General features: G+C 39.5%; 21 protein-coding genes. 14 read left to right on the forward strand and 7 right to left on the reverse strand.

From position 1 onward, the window contains the following. Nucleotides 1–56 precede the first annotated feature (56 nt). From DCC39_RS00160 to DCC39_RS00170, 3 genes are all read right to left on the reverse strand, one after another. Nucleotides 57–827, reverse strand: coding sequence for a YqhG family protein (locus tag DCC39_RS00160; RefSeq protein WP_116552849.1), 771 nt, complete (start codon nucleotides 825–827; stop codon nucleotides 57–59). Continuing rightward, nucleotides 814–2,490, reverse strand: a complete 1,677-nt coding sequence (locus tag DCC39_RS00165; protein ID WP_116552850.1) for a DEAD/DEAH box helicase — start codon at nucleotides 2,488–2,490, stop codon at nucleotides 814–816. Before DCC39_RS00165 ends, DCC39_RS00160 begins: the two co-directional genes overlap by 14 nt. A 121-nt stretch (nucleotides 2,491–2,611) precedes the next feature. Next, nucleotides 2,612–2,971 (reverse strand): rhodanese-like domain-containing protein, encoded by a 360-nt coding sequence (locus DCC39_RS00170; RefSeq protein WP_240613478.1) that lies wholly within the window; start codon nucleotides 2,969–2,971, stop codon nucleotides 2,612–2,614. Between the two features lie 361 nt (nucleotides 2,972–3,332). Here DCC39_RS00170 and DCC39_RS00175 point away from each other — a divergent pair, with 361 nt between their 5' ends. Together DCC39_RS00175 and DCC39_RS00180 are read left to right on the forward strand one after the other, a co-directional pair. Beyond that, the gene (locus DCC39_RS00175; RefSeq protein ID WP_116552852.1) at nucleotides 3,333–4,175 is read left to right on the forward strand and encodes a lipoate--protein ligase family protein; all 843 of its coding nucleotides are present in this window, start codon (nucleotides 3,333–3,335) and stop codon (nucleotides 4,173–4,175) included. Between the two features lie 374 nt (nucleotides 4,176–4,549). Next, nucleotides 4,550–7,093, forward strand: a complete 2,544-nt coding sequence (locus DCC39_RS00180) for a vitamin B12-dependent ribonucleotide reductase (RefSeq protein ID WP_116552853.1) — start codon at nucleotides 4,550–4,552, stop codon at nucleotides 7,091–7,093. A 38-nt stretch (nucleotides 7,094–7,131) separates the two neighbouring features. On the opposite strand, the gene DCC39_RS00185 is transcribed toward DCC39_RS00180, so the two are convergent. Further along, nucleotides 7,132–7,956, reverse strand: coding sequence for a glycerophosphodiester phosphodiesterase (locus DCC39_RS00185; protein WP_165820747.1), 825 nt, complete (start codon nucleotides 7,954–7,956; stop codon nucleotides 7,132–7,134). Between the two features lie 262 nt (nucleotides 7,957–8,218). On the opposite strand from DCC39_RS00185, the gene DCC39_RS00190 reads away from it, so the two are divergent. Both DCC39_RS00190 and accC read left to right on the forward strand, forming a co-directional pair. Next, nucleotides 8,219–8,866: a GDSL-type esterase/lipase family protein gene (locus tag DCC39_RS00190; RefSeq protein ID WP_116552855.1), complete on the forward strand. Its 648-nt coding sequence runs from the start codon at nucleotides 8,219–8,221 to the stop codon at nucleotides 8,864–8,866. Nucleotides 8,867–9,035: 169 nt separating this feature from the next. Further along, the gene (gene accC, locus DCC39_RS00195) at nucleotides 9,036–10,391 is read left to right on the forward strand and encodes an acetyl-CoA carboxylase biotin carboxylase subunit (RefSeq protein WP_116552856.1); all 1,356 of its coding nucleotides are present in this window, start codon (nucleotides 9,036–9,038) and stop codon (nucleotides 10,389–10,391) included. Between the two features lie 164 nt (nucleotides 10,392–10,555). On the opposite strand, the gene DCC39_RS00200 is transcribed toward accC, so the two are convergent. Next, nucleotides 10,556–10,699: an aspartyl-phosphate phosphatase Spo0E family protein gene (locus tag DCC39_RS00200; protein ID WP_116552857.1), complete on the reverse strand. Its 144-nt coding sequence runs from the start codon at nucleotides 10,697–10,699 to the stop codon at nucleotides 10,556–10,558. Between the two features lie 220 nt (nucleotides 10,700–10,919). On the opposite strand from DCC39_RS00200, the gene cbpB reads away from it, so the two are divergent. The 6 genes from cbpB (at nucleotide 10,920) to DCC39_RS00230 (ending at nucleotide 15,974) form a co-directional block, all read left to right on the forward strand. Then, nucleotides 10,920–11,357, forward strand: a complete 438-nt coding sequence (gene cbpB, locus DCC39_RS00205) for a cyclic-di-AMP-binding protein CbpB (RefSeq protein ID WP_116552858.1) — start codon at nucleotides 10,920–10,922, stop codon at nucleotides 11,355–11,357. 92 nt (nucleotides 11,358–11,449) lie between these two features. Next, nucleotides 11,450–12,982 (forward strand): MDR family MFS transporter, encoded by a 1,533-nt coding sequence (locus DCC39_RS00210; protein WP_116552859.1) that lies wholly within the window; start codon nucleotides 11,450–11,452, stop codon nucleotides 12,980–12,982. 250 nt (nucleotides 12,983–13,232) lie between these two features. Further along, nucleotides 13,233–14,096 carry a LysR family transcriptional regulator gene (locus tag DCC39_RS00215; protein ID WP_116552860.1) on the forward strand — a complete coding sequence of 288 codons (864 nt, stop codon included), beginning with the start codon at nucleotides 13,233–13,235 and terminating at the stop codon, nucleotides 14,094–14,096. A gap of 73 nt (nucleotides 14,097–14,169) precedes the next feature. After that, nucleotides 14,170–14,412: a YkuS family protein gene (locus tag DCC39_RS00220; protein ID WP_116552861.1), complete on the forward strand. Its 243-nt coding sequence runs from the start codon at nucleotides 14,170–14,172 to the stop codon at nucleotides 14,410–14,412. A 219-nt stretch (nucleotides 14,413–14,631) separates the two neighbouring features. Continuing rightward, nucleotides 14,632–15,174, forward strand: a complete 543-nt coding sequence (locus DCC39_RS00225; protein WP_116552862.1) for a peroxiredoxin — start codon at nucleotides 14,632–14,634, stop codon at nucleotides 15,172–15,174. A 137-nt stretch (nucleotides 15,175–15,311) separates the two neighbouring features. After that, nucleotides 15,312–15,974 carry a potassium channel family protein gene (locus DCC39_RS00230; protein WP_116553081.1) on the forward strand — a complete coding sequence of 221 codons (663 nt, stop codon included), beginning with the start codon at nucleotides 15,312–15,314 and terminating at the stop codon, nucleotides 15,972–15,974. A 66-nt stretch (nucleotides 15,975–16,040) separates the two neighbouring features. Here the strand turns inward: DCC39_RS00230 and rnjA are convergent, their stop codons facing one another. Together rnjA and def are read right to left on the reverse strand one after the other, a co-directional pair. Beyond that, a complete protein-coding gene (rnjA, locus tag DCC39_RS00235) occupies nucleotides 16,041–17,708 on the reverse strand; it encodes a ribonuclease J1 (RefSeq protein ID WP_116552863.1) in 1,668 nt (555 codons plus the stop codon). 657 nt (nucleotides 17,709–18,365) lie between these two features. Further along, on the reverse strand, nucleotides 18,366–18,914 hold the full coding sequence (gene def, locus DCC39_RS00240; RefSeq protein WP_116552864.1) for a peptide deformylase: 549 nt from the start codon (nucleotides 18,912–18,914) through the stop codon (nucleotides 18,366–18,368). 500 nt (nucleotides 18,915–19,414) lie between these two features. On the opposite strand from def, the gene pdhA reads away from it, so the two are divergent. Genes pdhA through lpdA form a run of 4 tightly spaced genes read left to right on the forward strand, consistent with a single transcriptional unit; the run spans nucleotide 19,415 to nucleotide 24,226 of the window. Then, nucleotides 19,415–20,503, forward strand: coding sequence for a pyruvate dehydrogenase (acetyl-transferring) E1 component subunit alpha (gene pdhA / locus DCC39_RS00245; protein ID WP_205948445.1), 1,089 nt, complete (start codon nucleotides 19,415–19,417; stop codon nucleotides 20,501–20,503). 1 nt (nucleotide 20,504) lies between these two features. Further along, complete coding sequence (locus DCC39_RS00250) at nucleotides 20,505–21,482, forward strand: alpha-ketoacid dehydrogenase subunit beta (protein WP_116552866.1); 978 nt, start codon at nucleotides 20,505–20,507, stop codon at nucleotides 21,480–21,482. A gap of 16 nt (nucleotides 21,483–21,498) precedes the next feature. Then, the gene (locus DCC39_RS00255; RefSeq protein ID WP_116552867.1) at nucleotides 21,499–22,806 is read left to right on the forward strand and encodes a dihydrolipoamide acetyltransferase family protein; all 1,308 of its coding nucleotides are present in this window, start codon (nucleotides 21,499–21,501) and stop codon (nucleotides 22,804–22,806) included. 4 nt (nucleotides 22,807–22,810) lie between these two features. Continuing rightward, the gene (gene lpdA / locus DCC39_RS00260; RefSeq protein ID WP_116552868.1) at nucleotides 22,811–24,226 is read left to right on the forward strand and encodes a dihydrolipoyl dehydrogenase; all 1,416 of its coding nucleotides are present in this window, start codon (nucleotides 22,811–22,813) and stop codon (nucleotides 24,224–24,226) included. The last annotated feature ends 72 nt before the right edge of the window (nucleotides 24,227–24,298 follow it).

Here is a 24,298-nt window from a genome sequence, read left to right on the forward strand (position 1 = left end):
TTAAAAAACAAAAAGACCGTAAAGGGAATGTAAGGGCTCCCTTTGTGGTCTTTTTTTCATTGGCTAAGATAATAAATGCCTCCATTAATTACTTCGACCTTAATTTTTGGTTCATATTGAATTTGCAGCGCTTCTTTTTCATTATGGTAGGCTTCGCTTTTTTCTTTGTCTTCATAAAACTGTTCAAGCAATGCTAAGTCCTCTTTCCATCTCGCTTTGGCATTTTCCGCCCATTCATCATCCCCATTCTCAATATAGGCGTAGATGGCTTTTTTTACACGATTCATGCCGCTTTTTGGCTTGATGAGGGGGGTTAATGGAAACGAGTAGTCTGGCAAAGTTGGTGTCAGCGATTTTTCTTGCAATTGGTTAAAAAAGTTTTCTTTTAGCTGTCCAGTAATTAAATGCAGCCCTAGAGAGAGCAGGGAGTCTTTTTTTCGATCGCAAACGTATGAAATTTTTACGTTTATATTTAGCCAAGGGATTAAAGAGAGGTAGGCTGAGTTTTCTCCTTCCGCGTTTTCATACATACGGATGAATTGAGACGTTTTTTTAGCAGCCTGGAAGATTTGATGCAACCTTGGCGATCCGAGATGAACGAATTCACCAGATGTTTTTTCGTTTTTTTTCGTTACCAATGTTAAGGTCATCGGCTCGGGAACGCCGCCGATTTTTTCAATGTAGTGCCAGTAGAAAGGACGATTCATAAGGAGTTTATCCATTTTTTCTGTAAGTTTAATGACAAGGGAATTTTCATTTTCCGCAACTTCACAGTCATTCTCCTTAAAATATCGTACAAGAAATTGATGGATATCATGTTGCTGCATCTTGTTGTTTATCCTCCTCTTTAAGATTGCGCTGGAAATTGATAAGTTCAGACAAATTATCCATCTTGATTTTAATTTCGCCTTTGCTTTCTGAATGGAGAAAAATATCATTCACATATTGCTCAATATTTTTTAAATCGAGCTTCGCAAGAATGTCGTCTAGTTGCCCAATTGTACTTTCAAAGAGCTGAATTTTTTCGTAAAGCAAAGATAGAATATGTTCTTCAATTGTGTCTTTGATCGTAAAATTGTAAATATGAACATCTTTTTCTTGGCCAATCCGATGGACACGGCCGATTCTTTGTTCAATTCTCATCGGATTCCACGGCAAGTCATAATTGATGACATGTTGGCAAAATTGCAAGTTGATTCCCTCTCCACCAGCTTCTGTCGCGATTAACACTTGTGCATGGTCTTTAAACAATTGTGTCATCCAATCTTTTTTACTTCGTTTAAATCCGCCGCGAAAGGGGACGGAACTGATGCCGTTTTGCTGCAAAAACCATTGCAAGTAAAGTTGGGTTGCACGATATTCTGTGAAAACGATAACCTTGCCGTCGATTTCTTTTATAATCTCTAGTAATTTTTCCGCTTTCGAATGACCATTGATTTTTTCAATATCTGAAATGAGTTCGATCGCAAATTGTTTCGTTGATTCGCTCGTATCCTCCTTTTCGATCATTTTTTTTAATGTCATAAACAGCGCTTCCCTGCTGGAACAGATCTCCCTTAACAGTGTCAATGTTGAAAGTTGGTGTTCCGAATACATCTGCTCATGTTTTGCAGCGGTAATTTTGTCATATACCATCTTTTCTGCTTCGCTAAAATCAATGGCTATGTTTTTTACGTGGCGCGATGTCCATGATAAGTTTGTTTTTTCTCTTCGATTGCGAATCATGACTTTATGGATAAGTTTTTTTAATTTCTCTTCATTTTCTATTGATCGTTTATTTGAAGCAAATTCATTTTGGAATTGATCGATATTTCCTAAATGTCCTGGTTTAAGTAAAGAGACAAGATTAAAAATCTCTTCAATTTTATTTTGAATAGGGGTTGCTGTGAGCAAAAGACAAAAGCGTTTTTTCAATTGCTGGACAAATTCATAGTTTTTCGTTTTTTTATTTTTTAATTTATGGGCTTCATCGACAATGATAAAATCCCAATTTTGCTGAAAGATAATGTCGCGATGAGGATTTCTTTTGGCCGTATCAAGTGATGAAATGACGACATCATATTGCTCCCAAACGTAAGCTTTTTTTTGCGCAACCGCCGGAATATAGAATTTTTCGTTTAATTCTTTCACCCATTGCAGCACGAGGGAAGCTGGTACGAGAATAAGCACTTTTTTTACTAGTCCGCGAATCATGTACTCTTTTAAAATAAGCCCTGCTTCAATCGTTTTTCCTAGGCCGACTTCATCGGCAAGAATGGCTTTGCCGTTCATATTTTCTACGACTTGCTTTGCCGTTTCTAATTGATGAGGCAAAATCTTTAAATTCGGTAAGTGCTTTGGAGCCTGCAATCCAAAAAAAGATGGAATGGCGAGCTCCTCCTCAGCCTCCATCGCTAATTTTGCCACTTCCCATTTTCCCCAAGGTCCGTCATTTGATAGCCGATGTAAAAATTCCTGTTCCCATTCTTGATCAAAATCGATCGTAATCATTGCGACAACTCCTAGAAAGCATTGAATTGGTTTTGATCTTTGTTTGTTATGATGCCCAATTCCTGCGTTTTTAATAAAATCAACACATTCTAAACAAATAAAAAAGTGACTCCTTTGGAAGTCACTTTTTCTTAATTTTGCCTGTCCATTTCTTAAACCCGCCTTCTAAATAATAGAGATCGGTATAGCCTTTCTTTTTTAAAAATTGTGCGGCCCTGCTGCTGCGGGCACTTCCTTCACAATATAAATAAACGGGCTTGTCCTTGCGAATTTCAGAAAAACGCATGCGAAGCTGGGACGCGGGAATGTTCCGTGCGCCTAAAATATGTCCGCCATTAAATTCTTTTTCTTCCCTTACATCAATCAGTTGGGCTTTTCGATAGCCTTTCTTAAATTCTTCCTGTGATAATTTTTTTAAATAACGCTTTTGAAGCAATTTTGAAATGAAAACAAAAACAATATATGAAACAATGACAATGATTAAAAGCCATAAAATCTCCAAGATTTTTCCCCCTGTTCGTTCTTTTTCTATTATGAAAGGAACGAAAGAATTTTAAGGAGCAGTCTTTTGAGTTTGAACTGCTAAACGCAGAAAGCTGGAGAGCGGTCACATTGTATTTACTTCAGCCGCTTGGAAGCTTTGAAGTTCGCTTCTTCGTCGAACTCAAACCAACTGTAAATTAAAATTCTTTTATTCCACATGTATATCTACATGTTGATTATATCGGTTATTTATAGAAATTCAAAGATTAAAACGGTTAACATCTCTTGAAACTTTTCTGCAGACTTGCATTTTTTAAAATAAAAAATCATGATAGAAGTATTGAACTTCATAAAAAGGGATGAGGCAATTGAAAGAAACTTGGCTTTTCTTAAATTCCGGGGCGTGTTCGCCAGCTTATAACATGGCATGTGATGAGGCGCTGTTAAATTGGCAAAGTGAAGGGAAAATTCCACCTGTCATCCGATTTTACAGCTGGGATCCGGCTACACTTTCCATTGGTTATTTTCAAAGGGCTAAAAAGGAAATTAATTTGGACGCGGTAAAGGGATATGGGCTCGGTTTTGTAAGGCGGCCTACTGGTGGACGGGCCGTGCTTCATGAATACGAATTAACATACAGCGTTATCGTTTCTGAAGAACATCCCAAAATGCCTAAAAGCGTAACTGAAGCATACCGGGTCATTTCAGAGGGTGTGCTGCAAGGTTTTCGGGAATTAGGTTTGGATGCTTATTTCTCTGTACCGAGATCGGAAGAAGAAAAGATGGATTTGAAAAAACCAAAGTCTTCCGTTTGCTTTGATGCACCTTCATGGTATGAGCTCGTTGTTGAAGGAAGGAAAGTGGCAGGCAGTGCCCAAACAAGACAAAAGGGAGTTATTTTACAGCATGGGGCTATATTGCTAGATTTAGATGAAGATAAAATGTTTGATTTGTTTAATTTCCGTGATCTTGCAGAAAGAGAAAAAATGCAAGCAAATTTTAAAAATAAAGCGGTCACCATTAATCAATTACTCGGTAGAAAAATTTCGCTCGAACAGGCTGTAGCTGCATTTAAAACGGGGTTTGAAAAAGGCTTGAATGTTGAGTTGCAGGAGTTTGTACTCGACGAGCCGCAAAAAAATGAAATTCAGGAAATTGCAAGAAACCGGTATCAATCCGATGACTGGAATTTTATGAGGTAAAAAGGTGAACGGGGTTTTGAACATACACTGAAAGTGCAATGGCCAAAATTTATTATATGAAGGATTCTTACATGAGAAAAGTGCCCTTTTCTCTTTTTTTCTTCAAAAATCGATTGATTTCATATTTGACAAAATTATTTTTCTTCCTCAAAAATCAATATATAGTATTAAAAAATGTGAAATTCATACTATATATTGATTTATTTGTTGCTATTTTAAATTCTCCTGTGATATGATGAATTCACACATCAAAGCTAGTTGTCATCGTTCGACATATAGCGAGACTTCCTTTATTGGGGGTTTAAGCACGGCTGCACCGTGAAAACCATGATGAATACATACAACAAGACATAATAAATTAGAGGAGGAGAAATATGGGCATTACACTTACTAAACATGAAATTGATACCGAACGATTAAACGAGGATATTAAACATTTTCCACAAGTCCACCCAATTACTTCTGATATGAAAACGACCTATTCTGGTGTGTCACGACTTGTCATGCTTGACCGTTATGCGTTTAAAGATACTGAAAAAAGCACATTAAAAATTGGCGATTTCGTCGTTCTAACAGTGAAAGAAGATCCGACATTTCCTGCAAGAGGGCTTGGTTTCATAACAAAAATAGATTGGGAAGAAAACTCGGCTTGCGTCGAAATTGAGGAAGAGTATCGCCACAATCTTGATCGGCCGGAGGAAGTTAAATCAGGCATTGTCAAACGAGCATTGGATATTATTGATAAGCCGCTTGAGATTTTTTACGAACAAATCGCAAAAAGGAATGCGACCGGCCTTGCTTCTGTAGAAAAAACAGAAGAAAAGCGCAAAGAATGGACAGAGAAGTTCTATAATGAACTTGTTTCATTGAACTTTATTCCGGCCGGCCGCGTATTGTATGGAGCTGGGGCAAATACAGATGTTACTTATTTTAACTGTTATGTCATGCCATTTGTTCCAGACTCACGTGAAGGAATTTCCGATCACAGGAAACAGGTAATGGAAATTATGAGTCGCGGAGGCGGGGTTGGTACGAATGGTTCAACATTGCGCCCCAGAAACACGCTTGCAAAAGGGGTAAACGGCAAATCCTCCGGTTCAGTATCTTGGCTTGATGATATCGCAAAGCTAACACATCTTGTCGAGCAAGGCGGTTCAAGGCGCGGAGCTCAAATGATTATGCTGGCAGACTGGCATCCTGACATTATCGAATTTATTATTTCCAAAATGCAAAATCCGAAAATTCTTCGCTTTTTAATTGAGAACACAAATGACGAACAGATTAAACAGCTTGCCCGTGAAAAATTGAAATTCACTCCGCTTACTGAAACAGAAGAAGCGATGTATCAAGGCATCGTTAACTATAAAAATATTCCGGGCAAAGGCGGGTTTAACGACCGCATTATTAAAGAAGCGGAAGAAAAGCTTGCAACTGGGGGAACATACACTGTTCATAAACCGGAATTTTTGACAGGGGCCAACATTTCCGTTTGTCTTACAAAAGAATTTATGGAAGCTGTTGAAAATGACGGAGAATATGCGCTTCGTTTTCCGGATGTTGAAAATTATAACCCGGAACAGATGAGAATTTACAATGAGGAATGGCATAAATGTGGAGACGTGCGTGAATGGGAAAAAGCAGGGCATCCTGTCCGTGTCTATCGAAAAATACGCGCCAAAGATCTTTGGGATTTAATCAATATTTGCGCGACATATTCAGCTGAACCCGGCATTTTCTTTATTGACAATGCAAATGATAAAACGAATGCAAAAGCGTATGGCCAGAAGGTCGTTGCGACTAACCCGTGTGGCGAACAACCACTAGCACCATATTCAGTTTGTAATTTGGCTGCTGTGAATTTAGCTCAAATGGCCGATAAAGAAAATAAAAAGGTTGATTTTGAAAAGTTAAAGCGGACGGTTGAAATCGGTGTAAGAATGCAGGACAACGTCATTGATGCGACACCTTACTTTCTTGAAGAAAATAAAAAACAGGCATTAGGCGAGCGGCGTGTCGGGCTTGGCGTGATGGGGCTTCACGACTTGTTAATTTATTGTGAGACTGTCTACGGATCAGAGGAAGGAAATGCGTTAACGGATCAAATTTTTGAAACGATAGCGACGAATGCTTACAGGGCATCTATCGAATTAGCAAAAGAAAAAGGCAGCTTCCCATTTTTAATTGGTGATACTGATGAAGAGACAAGGAAGCTTAGACAAGCATTTACAGAAACGGGCTATATGCGCACCATGCCTGAAGATATTCGATCGGATATACTGGAAAATGGCATTCGCAACTCTCACTTACTGACGGTTGCACCTACAGGATCAACAGGTACGATGGTCGGTGTTTCAACCGGTTTAGAGCCTTATTTTTCATTTTCTTATTTTAGAAGCGGCCGTTTAGGCAAATTTATTGAAGTGAAAGCTGAGATTGTTGAGGAATATTTAAGCAATCATCCCGATGCCCATCCTGAAGCACTGCCTGAATGGTTTATTTCGGCGATGGAATTGACTCCTGAGGCACACGCTGATACACAATGTGTCATTCAGCGTTGGATTGACAGTTCGATTAGTAAAACGGTAAACGCTCCAAAAGGCTATGCTGTTGAACAAGTTGAAGCGGTTTATGAAAGGCTTTATCGCGGTGGTGCTAAAGGCGGAACGGTATATGTCGATGGAAGCCGGGATGCACAAGTGTTAAGCTTGACAGCGGAAGACAATACGTTTGAAGAAGAAGAGCTGACAGAAAACCGTGTTGTCCTTGTTGATACGATTGCACCGTTAAAAAATACAGAAGTGACAATCGGATCTGAACTCGGAAATACTTGTCCTGTTTGCCGGGAAGGCGAAGTTGAAGACATTGGCGGCTGCAATACGTGTACGAGCTGTGGTGCACAGCTTAAATGTGGACTTTAAAAAATGATGCGTGTACTTCCAAATGGGAGTGCGCGTTTTTATTTTTTAAACAAATAAGGACGATTTGTTACAATGCCGTCAATTCCCATTTCGAGTAACTTTTCCGCTATGTTTGAATGATTGACTGTCCATGCGAAGATTCCCATTCCAAAATGTGAAGCCATATTAACCAATTCATCATCAATCAATAGAAAATGGGGATTTACATAGTTCGCATAAGAAGAAAATGACTGGATTTCCTGAACATTAATAGGCGATGTGAAACCAATGAGTACAGCGGTTTTAACAGATGGTAGAAATTTGTGAAATTTTAGGATGGATTGGTGATCGAATGATTGAACGACAAAAGGAGTGTTTTTCGTTTGCTTGTATAGATGCTTTTTTAATTCTTTTGCCAATTTCAGTTCAATTCCCGGATACAAGGAAGGGTTTTTTAGCTCGATAAGCATGCCAACCTTTCCGCTATAGCGTTTCAGTACCTCTTTTAACATCGGAATTCGTTCATTGCGAAAAGAATGGTGAAACCAGCTTCCGGCATCAATGCGTTTCTGGGCTTTGTTTGTCAAATTTTTTACTGGGCCTGCTGCATTCGTCGTCCGCTCCAAAGTCGTATCATGTATGACGACAAGCTCCCCGTTTCGATTTAATTGGACGTCCAGTTCGATATAATCAGCGTGCGTTTGAATCGCTTTGTCAAAAGCTGCAAATGTGTTTTCCGGTGCAATATCAGATGCACCCCGATGTGCAATAATGAATAATTTCTTCTTTCTTCGTTTTAATTTCGTGTCCTTAGCATCTCCGTAGAGGATAAAAATAAGGATAAGCAGAACATAGAACAGCGATTGTTTTAAAGTATAAATCATTTTGCCATATCCCTTCTCCATCAATACTTTAAGCGTCCAGATCGTAAGCTTACACAGGAACGCTGCTGTTTTTACTGAATGTATGTAAAAGCTAAATACTAATCATGAATCAGTATATGAAAGAACTTGTAAATGGTAAGGGCAGTCTAACGAAGCAGCTTTAACTGAACAGAAATTTTTAATCGTTTGCCCCAATCGAAATCGTCACTTTTTTCATACAAATGGATCAGCAGGAAAAGACGCTGATTGGGGTTGGCCATTTATGTATAAGCCTTTTTTAATTTATACAGCACTTGGAGATTCATTGACGAAAGGAAGGGGGGCGTTTTTTTCGCCTAATTTTGTCCAGAGTTATGCACAAATGGCACAGGAAGTTTTCAACAAACAGGTCGTTGTCCACAATTATTCGAAAGGCGGTTTAACGTCAGAACAAATTTTGTCGATGTTTTTCGACCCTGGAATCAGGTACGCAATTTACCACTCGGATTTGTTGACGATTACCGCTGGAGGCAATGATCTGCTTAAGGCGGGGAAACGTTTTATTCTTTCGAGAAATGATTCAGTTCTTAACCGCGCAAGCAATAAGGCCTTAAAAAACATCGAAAAAATGATAGATGAAATAGCTTCCATCAAGTCCTCTACGAAAGCCCCTTATCTTATTCGAATTGTCGATTTATACAACCCGGTTCCACAAGTCCAAGACAGCGATTACTGGATTCGATTATTTAACTATAAATTAAAGAAAAAGTTCACCCGGAAAAATATTGCAGTTACGAACATCCATCCAAAATTCAAAAAAGAAAAAAAGAAATTTCTCTCGGTTGACGGCTTACATCCAAACAAGCGTGGCTACCGTACAATTGCCGAAAATCTTCATCAATTAGGATATGAACCGTTGTTAGAAGGATAAAGCCCCGTTTTTCTTATTATGTTTAATTTTTAGAATTCCTTTACAATATAAAAAAGTTAAATTAAAATAAAAGGAAAGATGAGCAATAATTCAGTTTGCTTCAAATGGGAGTACGGGGCTCAAAATATACTTGTGGATGGGACAAAAATACATATAAAAGGAGAAAGCAATGTTTAAAAAAATTTTGATTGCGAACAGAGGAGAAATTGCCGTAAGGATTATGAGGACTTGTAAAGAAATGGGAATAAACACAGTTGCAGTTTACTCAGAGGCCGACGAAAAAGCCCCTCATGTCCAACTGGCAGATGAAGCGTATTTAATTGGAAAACCTAGAGTAAACGAAAGCTATCTAAATATCGATAAAATTATACAGGTTGCAAATGAAGCAGGCGCTGAAGCGATTCATCCTGGATATGGCCTATTGTCGGAGAATGCAGAATTCGCAAGGCGATGCACCGAATCGGGGCTTGTTTTTATTGGGCCGGATCCATCTGTTATTTCAAAAATGGGAAGCAAAATTGAATCGCGAAGAACGATGGAAAAGGCGGGCGTCCCTGTTGTTCCAGGGATCGATTACCCATTAAAAGACGAAAAAGAAGCCATTCAAATCGCAAATGAAATCGGTTACCCTGTCATGTTAAAAGCTTCGGCTGGCGGCGGTGGAATCGGCATGCAAATTGTAAGAAATGATGAAGAATTAACAAAAGCATACAGCGGCAACCAAAAACGAGCGACTGATTTCTTTGGTGATGGGGCAATGTATGTTGAAAAATACGTTGAAAATCCAAGGCATATCGAAATACAAATTCTCGCCGACAAGCGCCATCATACTGTTTATTTATGGGAGAGAGAATGTTCGATCCAACGCCGGCATCAAAAAGTTGTCGAAGAAGCGCCATCTCCTTTTTTAGATGATGAGACAAGGGCGAAAATGGGTGAGGCTGCGGTGAAAGCTGCGAAAGCAATTGGGTATGTTAACGCCGGCACGATTGAATTTTTGGTGGATGAAAACAAGAATTTTTATTTCCTTGAAATGAATACAAGATTACAAGTTGAACACCCAGTAACGGAAGAAATCACAGGGCTGGATTTAGTGAAAGAACAACTTAAGATTGCATGGGGGACAGAGCTGTCTTTTACACAATCTGATATTAAAAGAATGGGACATGCAATCGAAGTAAGGATCTATGCGGAAGATCCAAAAACATTTTTCCCCTCGCCTGGAAAGATTACAACACTCGAGCTTCCAAGGGGAGAAAATATTCGGCACGAACTTGCTGTAAATGAAGGGTCTACTGTTACACCGTTCTATGATCCAATGATTGCCAAGTTAATCGTTAAAGGATCGACGCGCGAAGAAGCGATAGACGGCATGAAAAAAGCGCTTGATCAATATGTTGTCGAAGGAATAAAAACGAATATTCCGATGTTGCAGACCGTCATCGCCCATGATGCATTTCTAGCTGGAGATACGACGACTAATTTTGTCGATAAGCATCTAAAACAAAAAAAGGCAAAAAAATAATACCCGGTGAATAAGGTTCTCCGGGTTTTCTCATTGCTTATCATGGCTGGGATGTATGGCGGCTTCATTCCAAATTCTATATTTTTTATTAAGATGATGTAAAAATGAGCTGCCCAGAAAATGATGAAAGAAAACAAAATAAACATTTTAAAAAGTGATAAAATCTAAGAATTACTCGTTTTTTGGTACAGAAAAATAAGCTTATCTAATTCTTGGCTAATGCGAATGGTTCTTTTTGATTGGAATCCGTACCGCTTAGCGGCAGCAATCATCTTTTTTCGTTTCGCTTCAATTTCTCTCTTTAACATCGTAAACACCTAGCCTTTATATATTTTCCCTCATATATTTTCACAAAAAAACACCCGTTAAACCAATTCAAGCAAACTTCTTATTTTTCGACAAAAGAAGCCATTTCCTTTCCGGTTTATAAAGTAGTTGAAGGTGGTAAAGTATGATACACTAAAAATGAACCCTTCTTAGTTGGGATCAGCTCGCTTTGGAAAACGACCGAAGGGGTGTTGTGATAATATGAACGATAAAAAAATAAAAGAGTTGATGATTCCATCTGAAAAAGTTGCACATGTCAATTTAAACAACCCGCTTGAACATGCGTTGCTCGTCTTAATTAAATCAGGCTATTCCGCCATACCTGTCGTTGATTCAGATTTTAAATTAAAAGGGCTTATTAGCATGACCTTAATCCTTGATTCAATTCTAGGAATTGAAAGAATTGAAACGGAAAAATTAGAAAACAAAATTGTGAAAGATGTTATTAAAGATGAGGCCCCGTCTATACGCGAGGATGAAAGTTTTATAAGGGGATTGAAACTTTCGATTGACCACCCATTTTTATGTGTTGTGAATCATGAAGGGGTATTTACTGGTATTTTAACACGAAGAGCGATTTTAAAGTATATTAATCGCTATATTCATGAAACCAATCGAGAATCTGTCCGCCCAATGTAGCTGGGACAGATTTTTTCTATTGCTAGACGATAAATAAAAGAACAATAGAGATCTACCATTGCCGTTGATTCGAAAAAGAAAGTGGTGCAAACATGTCTTATCAAAATATTACAGCCGCAAATTATCGCGAAAAAAAAACACATCGGCCGCTTGTTTTAACTGCAGTAATTTTAGCAATGTTTATGGCTGCCATCGAAGGGACAATTGTTGCTACGGCAATGCCCGGGATCGTTTCTGATCTCGGCAATTTTTCTTTATATAGCTGGGTGTTCTCCTCTTATTTACTGATGCAGTCTGTTTCCATTCTTATTTACGGAAAACTGTCGGATTTGTTTGGCCGAAAACCTATTTTTGTATTCGGAATCATTACTTTTTTAATCGGATCGCTTTTGTGCGGTTTTGCGACTTCTATGTTCGCGCTTATTTTATTTCGGTTTATCCAAGGCTTAGGCGCAGGTGCGGTACAACCAATTGCAACGACAATCGTAGGTGATATGTATTCAATTGAAGAAAGGGCTAAAATTCAAGGATATCTGTCGAGTGTTTGGGGAATCTCTGCGATTTTAGGTCCGCTTTTAGGCGGTTTACTCGTTCAATATTTGCATTGGGCATGGATTTTTTGGCTTAATATTCCTTTAGGCATATTGGCTATTATTGGCGTCGTTCGCTTTTTGCACGAGAGTCCTGAAAGAAAAAAGCAGCAGATTGATTACACCGGCTCTTTACTGCTGCTTTTTTCCGTTTCGGCTTTAATGCTCGTATTCATCCAAGGTGGTATCGCTTGGAAGTGGACATCCTTTCCAATCATTTGCTTAATTGCTGTTTTTTTTGTTTGTTTTATGTTATTTATTATCCAGGAAAAACGGTGCAGCGAACCGGTGATGCCGCTTAAAATATGGAAACATCCACTGATGGCTTTTGCGAATGTAGCTACGTTAACGTCAGGGATGATTATGATGGGTGTATCTACCTTTCTTCCGACATTTGTACAAGGTGTGATGGGCAAAACGCCAATTATTGCTGGGTTTACATTGACGACAATGTCCATCGGGTGGCCGATTGCCTCCACAATTGCCGGAAGATTAGTGATTAAAATTGGTTTTCGGACAACAGCTTTGTTAGGTGGGCTATCGCTTGTAGTAGGAGCCATTTTTTTCGTGCTGTTAACTCCTTCTCTTGGCCCTGTTTGGGCTGGTACTGCATCATTCTTTGTAGGGGTTGGCATGGGATTAACAAGCACAACCTTTATTGTTGCGATACAAAGTAGTGTTGATTGGAATACCCGAGGGATTGCAACTGCAAACAACATGTTTATGCGTATACTTGGAAATGCAATCGGGGCTGCATTGCTTGGCGGTATATTAAATAGCCAAATGAAACGATATTTCTTAACAAACAGTGATGGAATTGATGCATCACTGACCGTTGATGCGGCTAATGTATTGTTAAATGAAAGCCAAAGGAATGCTTTACCGCAAGAAGCATTGAACATTCTTAAAGATGGGCTGACTTATGCATTGCATAGCGTGCATTGGGGAATAGCTTGCTTAGCAGTTTTTACACTTGTTTTCATTTTCTTTTTGCCTAAACCTAATCCTTCTCCACAAAGAAAACTTTCACAATAATAGAGGTTGTTCAAAAAGTCCGGAGGCTTACAGGAGGTAAGTCAGTTCGACGTTATCACAGGACGTGATGCTTTTCGTCGAACTTCCTTAATAGGCTGCGAATCTCTTCGTCAGCTTGCTCTTCCGCTCCTCACGTATCCTACAAACATACGTTGCGGTGCTCAGAGCTACGCTTCCTCGACCTTCTTGCCTCTCGTTGTCCTCCTTTTTGAACATGCAATAAGTAGTGAAACGGAGTTGATCTTTTACTATGACAGAATATGAAATGCTGTCGATTTTGGCTGAGGAACTTAATATGCGAAAAGCCGCTGAACGCCTCTACGTTACCCAGCCCGCATTAAGTCAACGATTAAGGACGATTGAAAGAGAATGGGGGACACAAATTTTTTTACGTTCAAAAAGAGGTTTAGCCCTAACCCCTGCTGGCGAGAAAATCATTGCATACGTCAACCGTATGATTCGTGAGCAAGAAAAGGTGAGAGATGAAATTTCTTTTTTGAAAGCAGAAGTTTCAGGAACATTAAAATTGGCGGCTGCTTCAATTATTGGACAGTATTGGCTCCCGAAATTTTTAAAGCAGTACGTGGAGCGATATCCAAATGTAAAAATTTCATTGATTACCGGGTGGAGCAGCGAAATTTTGCATCAGTTTGATGAAGAGCATTTCCATATTGGGATTATCCGCGGAAATCCTGAATGGAAAGGGATGAAAAAGCGATTATTAACAGATGAGCTCGTTCTCGTCGATACAACGATTCAGTCAATTTCAGCATTAAAATCAACCGATAAGCCTTTTATTCAATTTAAAAGTGATTCGACGTACTATCGTGAAATCCAATCATGGTGGCACGAACATTTTATATCGCCGCCTGAGCGTACGATTGTTGTCGATCAAATTGAGACATGTAAACAAATGGCATTAAATGGGATTGGCTACGCGATCCTGCCTTCCATTAGTTTAACTGAAAACGATCGCGACATTTATAAAATTCCATTAATGACAAAACGTAAAGAAAGAGTGAGCCGAGATACATGGATTATAAGCCATGAATCCTATACGCGGCTTAAACAAGTAGAAGCATTTCTAAACCTTGTAAGCGAAATGGAGAAATAAATGAATAAAAGTAACAAAAGAGGGTAATTTATCAATTATGAAGCATTTTTATCTTGTAGAAAAGAGGGATCATATGGCTAAAATTGGTGTTGAGCAGTCTCTAACTAATGTTTCTGAAGCACTCCAAAATAACGGTTATGAAGTGGTTACTTTAAAACAAGAATCTGATGCCAAAAATTGTGATGTATGTGTGATTACCGGACAAGATGAAAATATGATGGGAATTCAAAACACCATCACTGAAGGTTCAATTATTAATGCTAGTGGATTATCAGCTGAAGAAGTTTGCCAGGAAGTTGAAACCCGCTTGCGATGAGAAGAATGAGGGGAACAGGCGATAAAGCTGTTCCTCATTTATTCTCAATTAGCTGAATGATCTTCCTATCTTCTTAGATTTGTATCGTATAAAATAGCAATAAAAACAATCATCTACTTAATTACATTAATTACAATTTAATATTGACTAAAAAGAGAAAGTCCTGTATAATTTAGTTGTAATCGAAATAAGGGGAAAATTTTTTAGGAGGGTTACATAATGGCAGAACGTATGGTTGGCAAACAAGCTCCTCGTTTTGAATTGGATGCTGTAATGCCTGATAAAGAGTTTGGTAAAGTTAGTCTAGAAGAAATCATGAAACAAGACAAATGGACGGTTTTATTTTTCTATCCAATGGACTTTACTTTCGTATGCCCGACTGAAATTACAGCAATGAGCGACCGTTATGACGAGTTCGCAGATTTAGATGCAGAAGTCATTGGGGTTTCCACTGATACAGTGCATACACACTTGGCTTGGATTAACACACCCCGCGATGATAACGGCCTGGGTGATTTGAAATATCCTTTAGCTGCGGATACAAACCACCAAGTATCTAAAGAGTATGGTGTTCTTATCGAAGAAGAAGGTGTTGCACTGCGCGGTCTTTACATTATTAACCCTGAGGGAGAACTTATGTATTCTGTTGTGAACCATAACAACATTGGACGTGATGTTGACGAAACTTTACGTGTTCTTCAAGCACTTCAAACAGGCGGACTTTGCCCAGCAAACTGGAGACCTGGACAAGCTACATTATAATTCCATAAGGACTCAGCTCAAAGATGTTCTTTTTTTGAACATCTTTGAGCTTTTTTCTTTAGGGAATACGGCATAAGAAGTTTAATTATGGTATGATATTTGCAAATTGCAAGTTTGGCATTGACGGAGGAATGGTTGTGAAGAAGGAATTTGCGGTTATCGGTCTCGGCCGGTTCGGGGGAAGCATTTGCCGGGAATTAATTGCTCAAGGAATGGAAGTTCTTGCGATTGATATCGATGAAGAAAGAGTCAATGAATATTCAGAAATTGCAACGTACGCTGTGATTGCGGATACGACAGATGAGGCTGTTCTTAAAAACCTTGGTATCCGTAATTTTGAGCATGTGATTGTAGCGATAGGGGATAATATTCAAGCAAGCATTTTAACAACGATTATTTTAAAAGAACTTGGAGTAGAACGAATTACTGTGAAAGCTCAAAATGATTATCATGAAAAGGTTTTACGGAAAATTGGGGCAGATCAAGTTGTTCATCCTGAAAGAGATATGGGAGTAAGGATTGTAACCAATCTTGTTTCCAATAATGTTCTTGACTATCTAGAGTTGTCAAACGAATATAGTATTGTTGAATTGATTGCTGGAATAAAAATGGATGGAAAGACATTACTTGAATTAGATATCCGTGCAAAATACGGCGTGAATATCGTTGCAATTAAAAGAAATGAAGAGATTCTAGTTTCCCCACAAGCGGAAGAAAAAATAAAAAAAGGCGATGTTTTAGTCGTTATTGGTGCATATCAAGATATTAACCGTTTAGAGAAAAAAATGTCGGAAGAATGAGCAACAAAAAAACGCCCTAGGGCGTTTTTTTAATAAAGACGTCAAAACAAGGACACGTCAGCATCTTTAGATTTCCATAATAATCGGTAAGATCATTGGCCGTCTTTTTGTTTTTTCATACAAAAATGGAGCCAGTGTTTCTGTTACTTCATTTTTTATCTCCGACCATTGATTTGTTTGTTTTTCCATCACCTGATTAAGGTGATTACTTAGTAAATCTTGCGCTTCTTTTATTAAGTCCCCAGACTCACGCATATACACAAACCCTCTTGAAATGATATCTGGACCAGAAACGATTTTGTACTCTTTCATATTGATACTGACAACGACAACAACAAGCCCTTCTTCAGAAAGAATCTTTCGATCCCGCAAAACGATGTTGCCGATATCGCCAATCCCACTTCCATCAACATAAATCGAACCCGAAGGGATTTTTCCTACAATCGAAGCATTATTTTCCTCAAGGGCAAGTACATCCCCATTATCCATAATAAATGAATGATCTTCAGGAATACCGCAATCCGCTGCTAGCTGCGTATGGATTTTTAGCATTCGGTATTCGCCATGAATAGGCATGAAAAACGTAGGTTTCATGAGGCGCAGCATCAGTTTTTGTTCTTGTTGCCCACCATGCCCGGACGTATGAATATCACTTAATTTGTGATGAATGACTTCAGCGCCTGCACGATAAAGTTTGTTAATGATTCTGCCAACGCTTACCGCATTTCCCGGTATAGGCGACGACGAAAAAACAACAGTATCTCCAGGTATGATTTGAATTTGCCGATGTGTGCCATTAGCTATCCGTGACAGGGCAGCCATCGGTTCCCCTTGGCTGCCGGTGCAGAGAATTGTTATTTCGTTATCAGGGACGCGGTTAATTTGCGACGGCTCAATAAATGTTTCTTTAGGTGCCTTAATATAGCCTAATTCTTGTCCAATTTCCATTGCGGATTCCATGCTTCGCCCGAAAACGGCAACTTTACGATCACTTTCAACAGCAGCTTCAACAACTTGCTGGAGCCTATGGATATTTGAGGCAAATGTAGCAAAAATAATTCTGCCGTTCACTTTGCGGAAAATATTTTGGATCGTTTCCCCAACACGGCGTTCAGACATTGTAAAATCGGGGATTTCACTGTTGGTGCTGTCTGACATTAATAAAAGGACCCCTTCTTTTCCGATTTCAGCCATTTTTGTTAAGTTCGCAGGCTCGCCAACTGGGGTAAAATCAAACTTAAAATCTCCGGTTTGAACGATGTTTCCAGAAGGGGTTTTTACGACGATACCGTAGGAGTCCGGGATACTGTGCGTTGTCCTGAAAAAACTGACAGACGTTTTTCGGAATTTAATGACGTCGTCTTCTTGAATTTCGATTAATTTTGCTTCCCTTAAAAGACCGTGTTCTTCAAGTTTGTTTCGAATAAGACCGATTGCCAACTTTCCACCGTATATTGGAATGTTAACTTGCCGCAACAAAAACGGAATTCCGCCAATATGGTCTTCATGTCCGTGTGTAATAAATAGTCCTTTAATTTTTTCACTATTTCTCTCAAGGTAAGTATAATCTGGAATGACGTAATCGATTCCTAATAATTCATCTTCCGGAAACTTAATTCCCGCGTCAATCAAGATAATCTCGTCTTGAAATTGAATGCCGTAGGTGTTTTTGCCAATTTCACCGAGGCCTCCAAGTGCGAAGACGGCTGTTTGATGATTTTTAATAAATTTCATAATTTCTACTTCTCCAATACTTTTCTCATTATATTTTTACCAAAACTTCCCGAATGCAGACATTTTGTTGGAAGTTTCACTTTCTTGAACCCGAAGCCATGTTTATAGTATAAAGGAAAATGGAATGTTTTTCATGTTTTTGTTGTAATAATCTCTTCTTTTTTACGTTAGGAAAGCATAAATAGCGGTAGAAAATCGACGTAGCAGCAAACTTTAAGCCCTAGTATAAGGGCAATTTACCGTTAGCGAGATTATACTCTGTGTGTACTATGCCTTATTTTATGCCATTAAGGCCTGCCAACCGGCAAGTTTTTTAAAATTCTGGCAGAAGGTTTTGATTTATTAATTTAGACCAGCGCTTAAGTATTTTTTTTCTTAATTTTTTTAGCATCACGCTGCATCCCCTTTCTATTCAATTCCAGTTACGAATAGTATTTGAAACTGTCTTTAAAAATTTCAGGTAAATAGTGGGAGATGCAGGTTTAAGTGAAACGGGGGGTTAGATTTGGCTACTTGGCAAGTTTATACTTTCTTAAAAAAACCGGGCAAAAGTCGTCCCGGTTTTTATACGAATTGCTCTTCATTCTCTAATTATAAGTGAAATCGGTCTTTTTCGCCAATTTTGGCTTTTAACCCGTGAATTGTTAAGAAAATCGCTTAACGAAGTACGGGTTTTCCATATGTTTGAAATGGGTCTTTTTTGTCGATTCGATCGTAAAACATAATGCCGTCCAAATGATCGATTTCATGCTGAAAACAAATGGCAGGAAGGCCTTTAAGGCGAAGTTTAACTTCACTGCCGTTTAGATCAGTGCCTGTAACAGTTATCCTTGCATACCGGGGCACATTTCCCGGGATGTCTTCATCCACCGATAGGCAGCCTTCTCCACCTTCCAAATAAGTCTGTTCAACAGAATGGCTTAAAATTTTCGGATTAAAAAGAGCATAACTGTATACATTCTCTTCGTCATCTGTAACAAGGACTGCGATCATTCTTTTGCTGATGCCGATTTGAGGAGCTGCAAGTCCAATACCGGGACGAAGTCCATATTTTTCGGCTATTTTAGGATCTTGGCTGTTCTTTAAAAACTGCAACATTTCCTGCAGCGTTTCTTTTTCTTCTTGTGAAGCGGGCAGTTTAACCGAAGCCGCTTTTTCTCGAAGAATGGGATGGCCATCCATGATAATATCTGTCATTTTAATCATTGAATTATGTCACTCCTAAACACTCAAGCGTCAATTTAATTTTACCATAAAATAAGGTGATGTAGCATTAAACACGTATTAGAGCATGTTCAAAAAGTCTGCAGGCCCACAGGATGTGAGTCAATTGCCCATTGGTCAAAACGTTTTGAGGTTATTTTTCTTGAGATTAGGGAAAAAATCTATACAAAAAGAATCAAATTATTCAGCTCTTTTATAGTACAGTTTTTATCTATTATATAATACAGTTTAGAAACAATTCGCTTGAAATTATAGTATTTATAAGATAAACTTAAATAAAATTAAGACGTGTTATATTCAGAGCCTAAATCTAATATAGTACAGAAATTTTTCTTCTCATACTGTTATATAACCGCTTACATACTTGCTAAATCGAGGACATTCATTAGTCATGCAGCTTTTGGTTAACCTAATAAGTATCTTTGCTTATTAAAAAATGGATATAAATTAAGTAATGATCAATATGAAAGGAAGAGGTGGAAATGATGGGTTTTCATTCATTAGAGAACATCGAAAAAGAATTCCAAACGTTTCAAATTTTAAATGAGCAAGGTGAAATCGTAAACGAAGAGGAAAAACCAGACTTATCCGATGACGAGTTAAAAGAATTGATGAGAAGAATGGTATATACGAGAATGCTTGACCAACGTTCAATTTCTTTAAACCGCCAAGGAAGGCTTGGTTTTTATGCGCCTACAGCGGGACAGGAAGCATCTCAGCTGGCGAGCCACTTTGCACTTGAAAAAGAAGATTTTCTCCTCCCGGGATACAGGGATGTGCCTCAAATCATTTGGCATGGGCTGCCTCTTCACAAAGCATTTTTATTTTCAAAAGGTCATTATGAAGGGAATCAGCTTCCGGAAGATCTGAATATTTTGCCTCCGCAAATTATTATTGGTGCCCAAATCATACAGGCTGCGGGTGTGGCCCTCGGATTAAAAATGCGAGATAAAAAAGCAGTTGCGGTTACCTATACCGGTGATGGCGGCTCTTCACAAGGCGACTTTTACGAAGGGATCAATTTTGCGGGAGTTTACAACGTCCCAGCTATTTTTATCGTCCAAAACAATCGTTTTGCAATTTCGGTTCCGGTTGAACTGCAAACAAACGCGAAAACGATTGCCCAAAAAGCAGTGGCGGCTGGAATTGAGGGGATTCAAGTGGACGGTATGGATCCTTTGGCCGTTTATGCCGTTACGAAAAAAGCTCGTGAACGAGCATTAAATGGAGAAGGACCGACGTTAATTGAAACATTGACGTATCGTTACGGCCCGCATACGATGGCGGGTGACGATCCGACCCGTTACAGAACAGAGGAAACGGATAATGAATGGGAGAAAAAAGACCCGCTCGTTCGTTTTAGGAAGTATTTGGGAAGTAAAAACCTATGGTCTGATGAGGAAGAAGAGATTGTAATTGAACAAGCGAAAAAAGAGATAAAAGAAGCGATTCAGTTAGCTGATAAAGCTCCAAAACAAAAGGTTACTGATTTGATTGGCTTTATGTTTGAGAAGCTGCCTAAAAACCTGGAGGAGCAAATGGAAGAATATAAAGCGAAGGAGTCGAAATAAAATGGCGCAAATGACGATGATTCAAGCAATTACTGACGCCTTGAGAACAGAGCTTAAAAACGATGAGAATGTTCTTGTTTTTGGAGAGGATGTCGGACAAAACGGGGGCGTCTTCCGGGCAACTGAAAATTTGCAAAAAGAATTTGGCAAAGACCGGGTGTTTGATACACCGCTGGCCGAGTCTGCCATTAATGGTTTAGCGATTGGGCTGGCACTGCAAGGATACCGTCCGGTACCTGAAATTCAGTTCTTCGGCTTTGTCTATGAAACGATGGATGCTATCTCGGGACAAATGGCCAGAATGCGCTACAGAACCGGTGGAACCCGTTCGGCACCGATAACCATTCGCTCTCCTTTTGGCGGCGGTGTAAAAACACCTGAACTGCATGCCGACAGTCTTGAAGGATTATTGGCCCAGCAACCAGGGTTGAAAGTTGTTATTCCTTCTACCCCTTATGATGCCAAAGGGCTATTAATCTCTGCCATCCGTGACAACGATCCGGTTATCTTTTTGGAGCATATGAAGCTGTATCGCTCGTTTAGAGAAGAAGTACCTGAGGAAGAATACACAATAGAACTAGGAAAGGCAGATGTCAAAAGAGAAGGGCATGACATTTCCATTATTACATATGGTGCCATGGTTCAATCGTCTATTAAAGCGGCCGAAGCGCTTGAAAAGGAAGGTATTTCAGCCGAGGTTATTGATTTAAGAACGGTTAGCCCGTTGGATGTTGATGCCATTGTCGCATCAGTAGAAAAGACAAATCGTGCCATCGTCGTACAAGAAGCACAAAAACAAGCAGGCGTCGCGGCAAATGTTGTGGCGGAAATTAATGATCGTGCCATCTTAAGCTTGGAAGCTCCCGTTCTTCGAGTGACAGCTCCTGATACGGTTTATCCATTTTCTGCAGCCGAAGACGTTTGGCTACCTAATTATAAAGACATTATTGAAAAAGCAAAACAAGTAATCCATTTTTAAAAAGGAGGGAAGCGCATTGGCATTTGAATTTAAGTTACCAGATATTGGTGAGGGCATCCATGAAGGTGAAATTGTGAAATGGTTTGTAAAGCCCGGTGATACGGTAAAAGAAGACGATCCAATTGCAGAGATTCAGAATGACAAAGCAGTTGTAGAAATTCCTTGCCCAGTCGATGGAAAAGTTCTTGAAATTAAGGCGAATGAAGGGGATACTGTAGTAGTCGGGGATGTCATTATTACATTTGAAGCCGAAGGATATGAAGACAAAGGAAACGGCGGCGAAACGACAGAAAATGAAGTAGTAAAAGACGAAAGTGAAAAAGGGCTCGTCAACAAGGACGAAATGGTTAGCGATCCTGAAGCGAAGGAAAGCGAAAAAGCGGACGAAAAAGAAGAACAAAAAGAAACAAACGTTGAAGAAAAGGCCAGAGTGATCGCGATGCCTTCAGTCCGTAAATTTGCAAGGGAAAAAGATGTTGATCTGTCAAAAGTAACAGGCACCGGAAAAAATGGAAGAATTTTAAAAGAAGATGTTGAGAACTTCTTAAGCGGTGATATAAAAGAAAAAGATAAAACGGAACAGCCTGTATCGCAAGCAGCAGAACCAGCTGTAGAAGAAAACAAGGCGGAAACACGAGAGAAGATAAGAGGCATCCGTAAAGTGATCGCAAAGGCAATGGTGCATTCCAAGCATACAGCCCCTCATGTTACCCATATGGATGATGTTGTTGTCACAGATTTAGTCGCCCATCGGAAAAAATATAAAGAGGCAGCAGCTGAAAAAGACATAAAATTAACCTATTTGCCTTACGTTGTAAAAGCACTTGTATCCGCATTGCGGGAATACCCGGTTTTGAACGCTTCCATTGACGATGAAAATGAAGAAATCATTTACAAACATTATTATAATATCGGCATTGCGGCCGATACAGAAAATGGTCTGGTTGTGCCTGTTATAAAAGATGCCGATCGCAAATCGATCCTCATGCTTTCAAAAGAAATAAATGAACTTGCAGGCAAAGCGAGAGAAGGCAAGCTGACAAACAACGAAATGAAAGGCAGCAGCTGTACGATTTCGAATCTCGGTTCTGCAGGCGGGCAATGGTTCACACCTGTCATCAATCATCCGGATGTTGCAATTCTTGGTGTTGGCCGCATTCAAGAAAAAGCAGTTGTTGAAAACGGAGAAGTTGTCGTTTCACCTGTTCTCGCGTTATCCTTAACTTACGATCATCGGCTTGTCGATGGCGTAATGGCTCAGAAAGCATTAAATCACATAAAACGCTTATTGAATGACCCACAATTACTAATAATGGAGGCGTAATGGAATGGTTGTAGGAGATTTTGCTGAAGAAATTGACACGCTTATTATCGGGTCGGGTCCAGGAGGCTATGTTGCAGCAATTCGTGCAGCACAGCTTGGCCAAAAAGTTACACTAGTAGAAAGAGGAGAAACCCTTGGAGGAGTATGCCTAAACGTGGGATGTATCCCTTCAAAAGCGCTGATAAGCACTAGCCACAAGGTTGAGGAAATGAAAAATTCCAGTGATCTCGGGATCACAGTAGATAATGTGAATGTTGATTTTTCAAAAGTCCAAGATTGGAAAAACTCTGTCGTTAAAAAATTAACCGGCGGTGTTGAAGGACTAATGAAGGGAAATAAAGTGGAAGTCGTTAAAGGCGAGGCGTATTTCTCGGATGAAAAAACGGTTCGAGTGACAAAAGACGAATACACGACACAAACTTACAAATTCAACAATTGTATCATCGCAACCGGTTCAAGGCCTATTGAATTGCCTAATTTTAAATGGAGTGACCGAGTCATCTCGTCCACCGAGGCTTTATCCCTTAATGAAATTCCAAAAAAACTTGTCGTTATTGGCGGAGGATATATTGGAACCGAGCTAGGTACGGCGTATGCTAATTTCGGTACCGAAGTCGTTATTTTAGAAGGTGAGAAGCAAATTCTATCTGGCTTTGAAAAGCAAATGGGTATGCTTGTTTCCCGCTCATTGAAGAAAAAGGGAGCAGAAATTTATACTGGTGCGATGGCACAAAGTGTTGAAGAAAAAGAAGACGGTGTCGTTGTAACAGCAGAAATTAAAGGGGAAACGAAAACCTTTGAAGCCGATTACGTATTAGTAACTGTCGGACGCCGCCCAAATACAGATGAGCTTGGGCTTGAACAAATCGGTGTTGAATTGACAGACAAAGGATTAATCAAAGTTGACAACCAATGCAAAACAAACATAGATGGCATTTATGCCATTGGTGATGTTGTTTCCGGCCCTGCACTTGCCCACAAAGCTTCTTACGAAGGGAAAGTAGCTGCGGAAGCAATCAGTGGCAAACCTTCACAAGTTGATTATTTAGCGATTCCTGAAGTTGTGTTCTCTGAACCGGAGCTTGCTTCAGTTGGCTACAATGAAAAGGAAGCGAAGGAAGCCGGCTTTGACGCTGTCGCTTCGAAATTTCCATTTGCCGCAAATGGCCGCGCTCTTACACTTAATGCGACAGACGGCTTTGTAAAGCTCGTCACAAGAAAAGAAGATGGGCTCGTTTTAGGCGCTCAAATTGCTGGGCCAAGCGCATCAGATATGATTGCTGAACTGGGGCTTGCCATTGAAACGGGTGTCACAGCCGAAGATATTGCTCTGACCATTCATGCCCATCCAACACTTGGAGAAATTACAATGGAAGCAGCAGAAGTCGCTCTTGGTACACCTGTTCATATTGTAAAATAGTTAGATTTGAAAATCGTGTGTCTATAGGCATGCGGTTTTTTTCTGCACTTTTCGTACATATACATGTATGGA

The organism is Pueribacillus theae (genome assembly GCF_003097615.1).
Classification (GTDB): domain Bacteria; phylum Bacillota; class Bacilli; order Bacillales; family UBA6769; genus Pueribacillus; species Pueribacillus theae.